We start from the raw sequence: 8,198 nt of genomic DNA on the forward strand, positions 1-8,198 counted from the left end.
CCCAGCGCTGGAGCAGGCGTGTGGCGTTGGGCGACATCTGCAGGCCGGCGCCCACCTCGCCGAACTCGGGCGCCTGTTCCAGGATCCGGACGTCGGCGCCGAGCCGTCGGAGGGCGAGGGCGCAGGCGAACCCTCCGATGCCGCCGCCGATGACGATCACTGAAGTGGGGGCGGATGCTGTCACTCGAAACTCCTCCGTCGTCCGAGAGGCCTCGTGGGTCGGGGCACTCCCGTCGACGTTGCTGCGATCCGGGTCGCCTGCACCAGAAACTTCTGCCTGGCAGAAAGCTTCGTCCACCCTGGTTATGCTGCGCGCATGAACTCACCACCGAGGAGCAAGCCTCCGTCCTACGAGATCCGCTCCGTGGGTTCGGCCCTCACCCTGCTGCAGATGCTGCGCGATCAGGGGTCCGTCCGTATCTCCGAGGCCGCCGCCCAACTGGAAGTGGCCCCGTCCACGGCGCACCGACTCATGCAGATGCTGGTGTTCCGCGGCTTCGCCGTCCAGGACGACTCGCGTGTCTATCGCCCCGGTCCGGGGCTGCTGGCGCCCGTGACCGACGACGTGCCGAACCGCAGGCTGCGCGGTGTGGCCCGACCGATCATCGAGTTGCTCGCCCAACAGGTGAAGGAGACGGTCAACCTGCAGGTCAGGGTCGGCACCACCGTGCGTTTCCTCAGCACGGTCGAGTCGAACGCGGCCGTGGTGCAGGTGGGCGACCGGCGCGGCGCCGTGCTCGACGCCGCCTCGGCCTCCGGCGGGCTGGCCCTGCTGTCGCTGTTGGAGGAGGCCGACCTGGCCCGCCTCTACCGTTCGGGGACGGCGCGTTCCTTGGGCGTGCACATGGAGGAGGAACGGTTCGCCGCCTTCGTTCGCTCCCTGAAGTGGGTCCGTGACATGGGGCTGGCGGTCAACCGGGAACGCACCGAGCGCGGCGTGGTCGCCCTGGGCGCCGCGGTGCGCGGCCCTTCGGGCGAGGGGGTGGCGGCGGTGACCATCGCGGTTCCACAGTTGCGCGCCGAGGTGGTGGACGACGTCGGCGTGCGGCGTGTGCTGCTGCAGGCCTGCGCCGACATCGAATCGGGGCTCGCCGAGGAGGCCTGACCGGGCTCGCGGTCACCGCCTCACTCCTCCCTTCGGCTTTTCTGCTGAGCAGAATGATCTTGGGTTCGGTCGCCTTTCGCGTCCTACGCTCCGAGTGACACGGCTCATGTTCGACCACGTGAGTCCGGCTCCAGAACCCCAGTGCGCAGGAGGACCGATGGCCGACCGGAGCGCCGTCCCCGTGAGCGGGGACCACGATGAGCACGACCCGCCGCGCGGCGTCGACGGAGCTTCCGTGCCGTCGCCCACGCCCGAGGAACGGAAGCGGTTGGACCGGCTCTACGCCGACTTCGAGGCGGGGCACATGATCCCGCTGTGGACCGAGATCGGCGATCTCATGCCGCCCGAGCCGCGCCCCGCCGCGCAGCCGCACCTGTGGCGGTGGAAGGAACTGCTGCCGCTGGCCGAACGCGCCGGAGACCTGGTGCCGGTCGGTCGCGGTGGCGAACGTCGGGCGATCTCGCTGGCCAACCCGGGTCTGGGCGGACGTCCCTACGCCACCCCCACCCTGTGGTGCGCGATCCAGTACCTGGGCGGACATGAGGTCGCCCCCGAGCACCGGCACTCCCAGAACGCCTTCCGGTTCGTCGTCGAGGGCGAGGGGGTGTGGACGGTCGTCAACGGCGACCCGGTCCGTATGTCCCGCGGCGATTTCCTGCTCACCCCGGGCTGGAACTTCCACGGTCACCACAACGAGACCGAACGGCCCATGGCCTGGATCGACGGACTCGACATCCCCTTCGTCCACTACACGGACACCTCGTTCTTCGAGTTCGGCGTCGACCGCGTCACGGACGACTCCACCCCGCCGGTGTCCCGGAGCGAACGGCTGTGGTCCCACCCGGGCCTGCGCCCGCTCTCCGGTCTGCGCGACACCGTCTCCTCGCCGATCGGCGCCTACCGGTGGGAGCACACCGACCGAGCGCTCACCGAGCAGCTGCTCATCGAGGACGAGGGATATCCCGCCACCGTCGAACAGGGACACGCGGCCGTGCGCTACGTCGATCCCACCGACGGCGGCGACGTCATGCCCACCATCCGAGCCCAGTTCCACCGCCTGCGACCGGGGGTGGAGACCCGCACCGTGCGGGAGGTCGGCTCCAGCGTCTACCAGGTCTTCGAGGGCCGTGGCCGTGCCCTGGTCGGCGACCGCACCTATGAGGTCGAGAAGGGCGACATCTTCGTCGTCCCCTCCTGGGCCCCCTTCACCCTGCAGGCCGAGTCGCGGCTGGACCTGTTCCAGTTCGGCGACCACCCGATCATCGAGAAGCTGAACTTCCAGCGCATCCACGTCGAAGGAGAGACCGAATGAAGCTCGCCACCCTGCGGCTCGACGGTTCCACCACCGCCGCCCGCGACTCCGGGGACGCCTGGATCCCGATCCAGGGGTACTCGGACCTCGGCGCCCTCCTACGCGAGGAGGACTGGCGCTCCATCGCCGAGAACGCCGACGGTGCCCCCGTGGCGGCCTCCGACGCCGTGTTCGACACGGTGGTCCCGGTCCCGGGCAAGGTCGTCTGTGTGGGGCTGAACTACGCCTCGCACATCAAGGAGATGGGCCGCGACCTGCCGTCCCACCCCACGCTCTTCGCCAAGTACGCCGAGACCCTCACCGGCCCCAACGACCCGATCACCGCGGTCGCGGAGGACCCCGAACTGGACTGGGAGGGCGAACTGGTCGTCGTGGTCGGCTCCGAGGCCCACCGGGTCTCCGAGGAGGAGGCCGCCGACCACGTCGCCGGCTACAGCATGGCCAACGACATCTCGATGCGCGGCTGGCAGTTCCGCACCAAGGAATGGCTGCAGGGCAAGATGTGGAACCGCTCCACGCCGGTGGGCCCGGTCATGGTCACCCCCGACGAGTTCGACCACCGCGCCTCGACGTTGCGCACCCGCGTCAACGGTCGGCTCATGCAGAAGCACTCCACCGGCGACCTGGTCTTCCCCCCGGAGCACCTGGTCTCCTACGTCTCCACCATGATCCCGCTCAAACCGGGCGACATCATCCTCACCGGAACCCCGGGAGGCGTCGGTCGTGCCCGCGACCCGCAGGTCTTCCTGAAGCCGGGTGACGTGGTCGAGGTCGAGATCGACGGTATCGGCCGCATGGCCTCCGACATCGTGGCGCCCTGATGGTCGACAGGAGCGACCGGACCCGTGACCCGGGGTTGCTCGAAGAGCTCCTCACGGTCCGCCGTGGGACGGCCTTCTGGCACCGGGCGGTGCAGACGCTGGACGACGGCGAACTCGACGCGCCATCCCTGCTGGAGGGGTGGACGCGCCGCCACCTGATCGCGCACGTGGGTTACAACGCCCGCGCCATCGGACGCCTGGTGCTGTGGGCCGAAACCGACGAGGAACACCCGATGTACGCCTCACCGGAGGAGCGGGCCCGCGAGATCGACCTCGGGGCCACCCTGCCGGCCCGCGCGCTGCGCCACCTGAACCACCACGCGGCGGTGTCGCTGGACGTGGAGTGGCGGGACACCCCCGAGGAACTGTGGTCCTACCGGGTCAAGACCGCGCAGGGAAGGCTCGTGCCGCTGCGGGAGACCGTGTGGATGCGCACCCGCGAGGTGTGGTTGCACGCGGTGGACCTGGACAACGGCGCCCGCGTCGCAGACATCCCCGAACACGTCCTGGAACGTCTGCTCGGTGACATCGTCGGGGTGTGGGCCGGACGCGGCACCGACCAGGGGCTCACGATCCAGGTGGAGGGCCGCGCGGACCTCGGGGTGCCGGCCGAGGGCACGAACGGCCCCGACGAGGCCACAACGAAGGCGACCGTTCGCGGTGACCTGCCCGCGGTGGTCTCCTGGGCCTCCGGCCGTGGCGGCGCCCGCCTGACCGAGGGCGCCGAGGTGGTCCCGCCCCGCTGGATCTGACCGTCGGCCCGAGCGGTTCCCCGGCGCCTTCACCGAACGTGCCGGGGGACCGCGCCGAGGGCATGACCGACCAGGTGCGGGAACGTTAGGGTCGGCCGCATGTCTGTACCTTCCCACGAGGAACTCCCCCCACGGCTGAGGGCCCTCGCCGACCTGTTGCCCGGTGCCATGCGCGGGCACGCCGGACTCCACTCCTACGACGGTCGGGCCGCCGACCTGTCACCGGCGGGCGTGCGCGCCCACCTCGAAGGCCTGGGCGGTGACCCGCTCGACGACCCCCACGACGAGGCGCACCTGTCCGCCTTCGAGAACGCGCTCCGGCACGAACTGGGCGAACTCCAGTGGCACCGGACCAACCCTCTTTTCCACATCGGCGAGATGGACCTGTCCGACTACGAGCGCGACTACGCGCCCGCCGCCGAACGCGACGCCGCCCGCCTCGCCCACCTGCGGCTGTGGCCGTGGCTGGCCGACAACGCCCTGGCCTCCCTGGACCGTGTCTTCGCGCCCATCGCAGAGTCGCTGCTCACCGCGGCGCGGGGGCTCGTCGGAAGTCTGCCCGACGACCTGCCCGAGGACGTACGCGACGCCGCACTGGTCGCGCACTCCCGCCTGATGGCACACCTGGAGCACGCCGCCGAACACGGCCCCGAACAGGCCGGGCTGGGTGCGAAGACGCTCTCTCGCCTCATGGGGATCGGCGAGGCCATGGAGGTCGACCTCGACGAACTGGCGGCCCGCGCCGACGCCGAACGCGACCGTCTGCGAACCCGCCTGGCCGAGGCGGTCGGGCGGCTGGCCCCCGACCGCGAACCCATGGAGTTCGCCCGTGAACTCACTCGGAACCACCCCGGCGCCGACGGGGTCCTCGACGCGGCCCGAGAGTGGACGCGCCTGTGCCGGGAGTTCACCGCCGAGCGTTCTCTCGCCCCCTACGGCGACGGTGAGTGCAAGGTGGACGTGCCACCGCCCGCCCTGCGCTGGGGTACCGCGATGATGGCCTGGTCCGGGCCCTGGGAGGCGGACACCGCGTCCTTCTACTACGTGAACCCGCCCGACCCCGAGTGGTCCGCGGAGGAGGCCGACGAGTGGCTGGAGATGTTCAGCCACACCACACTGCCCGCGGTGAGCGTGCACGAGGTCGCCCCCGGCCACTATTCGCACGGCCGCGCCCTGCGTCGCCTCCAGAGCCCGGTGCGGCGCGCGTTGCCCTCCATGTCCTTCGTCGAGGGGTGGGCGCACTACGTCGAGGAGGTGTGCGTGGACGAGGGATTCGGTGCCTACGCCGCCGAACGCATCGACGACCCCGAGTGGACCGCCGACCACTTCGAGATCGGTGTGTGGCTGGAGGCGCTCGTCCGTGTCACCCGCCTGGCCGTGGCCATCGGCCTGCACTCGGGCTCCATGACGGTGGAGGAGGCCACCGCGCGGTTCACCGAGGACACCGCCCTGCGCGGACCCGCCGCCCGCGCCGAGGCCCAGCGCGCCACCTTCGATCCCACCTACGGCCGGTACACCTGGGGCAAGCTGGAGATCCTGGCCCTGCGCGAACGTGCCCGGGACAAGTGGGGCGAGGACTTCTCCCTGCCGAGGTTCCACCGTGAGCTGCTGGAACTGGGCGCGCCCCCGTTGGGCCTGATCGACGCGGTCCTGGACGGGTGAGCCCGACCGGGGCAGACCCCGGCCGGGCCACGAAGCGACTTCGTCCTACCTCGTGTCACCGACGCCGAGTTCGGCCAGGGCCACCCGGACCCGGCCGCGGGCACGCTTGAGCGCGTCCGCGGCCTGCTCCGCGTCCACCTCGGCCAGCAACGTCACCAGAGCGACACGGGTGTCGCCCTCGGCCGCGTTCAGCGCCTGCGCGCAGGCCACCTCGTCCAGGCCGGTGGCCTCGCCCAGGATCGTCAGCACGCGCCCGCGCAATTTGCCGTTGGTGGCGTCCACCCCGACCATCAGGTTCGAGTAGGTCCGTCCGATCCGCACCATCACCGCGGTGGAGAACGCGTTCAACAGCAACTTCTGCGCCGTGCCCGCCTTCATCCGGGTCGAACCGGCGATCACCTCCGCGCCCGTGGCCACGCCTACGTGCACGTCCGCCGCCGAGGCCAGCGGCGCGTCGGGGTTCGCGGTGATGAGCACCGTGGCCGCGCCCCGTTCCCGGGCCGCCTCCAAGGCGCCCCCCACGTACGGGGTGCGGCCACTGGCGGCCAGGCCGACCACCAGGGAGCCCTCGGTCACCCCGGCCGCGTCCACCCGCCCGGCCTCCCAGTCGTCCTCGACCCCCTCCAACGCCTTGGACAGGGCGTCTCCGCCGCCCGCGTGGTGCGCCACCACCCAGTCCGCCGGCACCCCGTAGGTGGGCGGAAGTTCCGCGGCGTCCTGCGCGGCGATGCGCCCGGAGGTGCCCGCGCCGAAGTAGTGGATGGTGGCGCCCCGCTCCAGGGAGTCCACCCCCAGCTCCACCGCCTCGGCGAGTCGCGGCAGGACGGCCGCGACCGCCGCGGTGACCGTGCCGTCCTCGGCGTTGATCCGCCGGAGGATCTCCAGCGCCGGCAACAGGTCGATGTCGTAGGTGCCGGAGTTCCGGGTCTCGGTGGGAGACCGTACGATCACGGCCTCATGATCGTCCGCTCGGTCCTGTGCTCGTCCGTCTCTGCCGTGCACTGAGCTCTCCTCTTCGGTCCGGGGCGCGATTCAGTCGTCGCTTCCGGCTCTGCTGTCGGTGTTGCTCTCGTTACCGCCGTCGGGGTTCCTGGGCGGGTTCTCGGGGCGGCGGCGCCTGCGGTCCTCGTGCAATCGAAGCCCTCGCACCGCCTCGTAAGTGGTCTCGAGCGCGCTCCGGCTGTCGGCGTATCGGATCTGGGCCAGCCCCACGAACAGGCAGTCCACCACGGTCAGCTGCGCCAGGCGGGACGCGGTCGCGCCGGAACGGAACGTGGTCTCTCGGGCGGCCGTGGTCAGGACGTGGTCGGCGAATCCGATGGCCGAGCGCGGGAAGTTGGTGATCGCCACCGTCTGCGCGCCGCGCCTGCCGGCCTCGCTCAACGCCTGCACGGTGTCGATGGTGGTGCCGCTGTGCGAGATGCCGATCGCCACGTCGGCGTCCTCCAGCAGGGAGGCGCTGGTCAGCATCACGTGCGCGTCCGACCAGGCGAACGACGTCAGCCCGATCCGATGCAGTTTCTGCTGGAGGTCGGCGCCCACGAACGCGCTGGCGCCCACCCCGTAGATGTCGATGCGCCGGGCGTTGGCCAGGGCGTCGATGACGGTGCGCAGCACCTCGACGTCCATGGCGGCGCCGGTCTCCTCCACTGCGCGCGCGTCGGTGTAGGCGATCTTCTGCACGACCGTGACGAGGGTGTCGTCGGGGTTGATGTCGCTGGACAGCTCGGGGACGTTGCTGCGGGCGCCGCGTGCCTGACCGGCCTCGGTGGCCAGGGCCAGCCGCAGCTCCCGGTATCCGCTGAAGTCGATGGTGCGACAGAAGCGGATGACGGTGGCCTCGGAGGTGGCGCAGTCCTTGGCGAGTTGGGTGATGGAGGAGGCGGCGGCCCGCTCGGGGTCGTCGATGACCCGTTGGGCCACGCGCTGTTCGGCGGGGGCGAGGGAGGGGAGCAGGGATCGGATCCGCAGCACCGTGGTCGGTGCGGTCGGCGCGGGGCCCTCATCCGGGTTCACGGAGTCGCCTGAAGACTTCGAAATTTGCGCCATGAAGGAAAGTTTCTTTCGGTCGCGGTGCAGAGTCAACGCACGGACGGGAAAAACCGGGAGATTCAAGGATTTCAAGGGACGGGGCGTGCGGCAAGTATCCCTGTTCCGATTGCGAGATCCCAGCTCAGCGGGCACGCTGGGACGAAGCGGTGCAACTTCCGGGATTTTCCGAAAACCACCGCACCCGGGAGACGAGGGAGGGCACTGTGGCGCGGTTCGGCCCGGTCGGACCAGAGGACGAGCCGACCACCGACGGGCCATCCGAATCCCACGGTATCCGCGTCGGCCTGCTCGGCCGGTTCACCCTTCAGGTCGACGGCTCTCCGGTCCGCCTGCGCGGTGAGCGCCGGCGCGCCCTGCTCGCCGCGCTCCTCCTCAACACCGGTGTACCCGTGCCCACCGACCACCTCATCGACCGTGTCTGGGCCGAACCCGGACCGGCCGCCCGAGGTGCCCTCCAGGTCCACGTGGCCCGCCTACGGGCCCTCCTCGAAGAG

9 protein-coding genes are annotated in these 8,198 nt (G+C 70.9%); 6 read left to right on the top strand and 3 right to left on the bottom strand.

The genetic code is table 11. From position 1 onward, the window contains the following. On the bottom strand, window positions 1–298 hold a 298-nt coding region (locus K8V84_RS25860; RefSeq protein ID WP_369696624.1), incomplete at its 3' end, for an FAD-dependent oxidoreductase. 18 nt (window positions 299–316) lie between these two features. On the opposite strand from K8V84_RS25860, the gene K8V84_RS12450 reads away from it, so the two are divergent. From K8V84_RS12450 to K8V84_RS12470, 5 genes are all read left to right on the top strand, one after another. Then, a complete protein-coding gene (locus K8V84_RS12450; RefSeq protein WP_304074333.1) occupies window positions 317–1,105 on the top strand; it encodes an IclR family transcriptional regulator in 789 nt (262 codons plus the stop codon). A 157-nt stretch (window positions 1,106–1,262) separates the two neighbouring features. Continuing rightward, window positions 1,263–2,417 (top strand): cupin domain-containing protein, encoded by a 1,155-nt coding sequence (locus K8V84_RS12455; protein ID WP_304074335.1) that lies wholly within the window; start codon window positions 1,263–1,265, stop codon window positions 2,415–2,417. Beyond that, window positions 2,414–3,238, top strand: a complete 825-nt coding sequence (locus tag K8V84_RS12460; protein WP_304074337.1) for a fumarylacetoacetate hydrolase family protein — start codon at window positions 2,414–2,416, stop codon at window positions 3,236–3,238. The genes K8V84_RS12455 and K8V84_RS12460 overlap by 4 nt, the downstream gene beginning before the upstream one ends. Beyond that, complete coding sequence (locus K8V84_RS12465; protein ID WP_304074339.1) at window positions 3,238–3,990, top strand: maleylpyruvate isomerase family mycothiol-dependent enzyme; 753 nt, start codon at window positions 3,238–3,240, stop codon at window positions 3,988–3,990. The genes K8V84_RS12460 and K8V84_RS12465 overlap by 1 nt, the downstream gene beginning before the upstream one ends. Before the next feature lie 99 nt (window positions 3,991–4,089). Further along, entirely contained in the window at window positions 4,090–5,652 is a 1,563-nt protein-coding gene (locus K8V84_RS12470) for a DUF885 family protein (RefSeq protein WP_304074341.1), read from the top strand. 45 nt (window positions 5,653–5,697) lie between these two features. On the opposite strand, the gene K8V84_RS12475 is transcribed toward K8V84_RS12470, so the two are convergent. Then, window positions 5,698–6,654 (bottom strand): N-acetylmuramic acid 6-phosphate etherase, encoded by a 957-nt coding sequence (locus K8V84_RS12475; RefSeq protein ID WP_304074342.1) that lies wholly within the window; start codon window positions 6,652–6,654, stop codon window positions 5,698–5,700. A 30-nt stretch (window positions 6,655–6,684) separates the two neighbouring features. After that, window positions 6,685–7,701: a MurR/RpiR family transcriptional regulator gene (locus K8V84_RS12480; RefSeq protein ID WP_304074344.1), complete on the bottom strand. Its 1,017-nt coding sequence runs from the start codon at window positions 7,699–7,701 to the stop codon at window positions 6,685–6,687. 275 nt (window positions 7,702–7,976) lie between these two features. Between K8V84_RS12480 and K8V84_RS12485 the strand changes: the two genes are divergently transcribed. Continuing rightward, the coding region (locus K8V84_RS12485; protein WP_304074345.1) for a helix-turn-helix domain-containing protein at window positions 7,977–8,198 on the top strand (222 nt) is incomplete at its 3' end.

The organism is Nocardiopsis listeri (assembly GCF_020741345.1).
GTDB lineage: Bacteria > Actinomycetota > Actinomycetes > Streptosporangiales > Streptosporangiaceae > Nocardiopsis > Nocardiopsis listeri_A.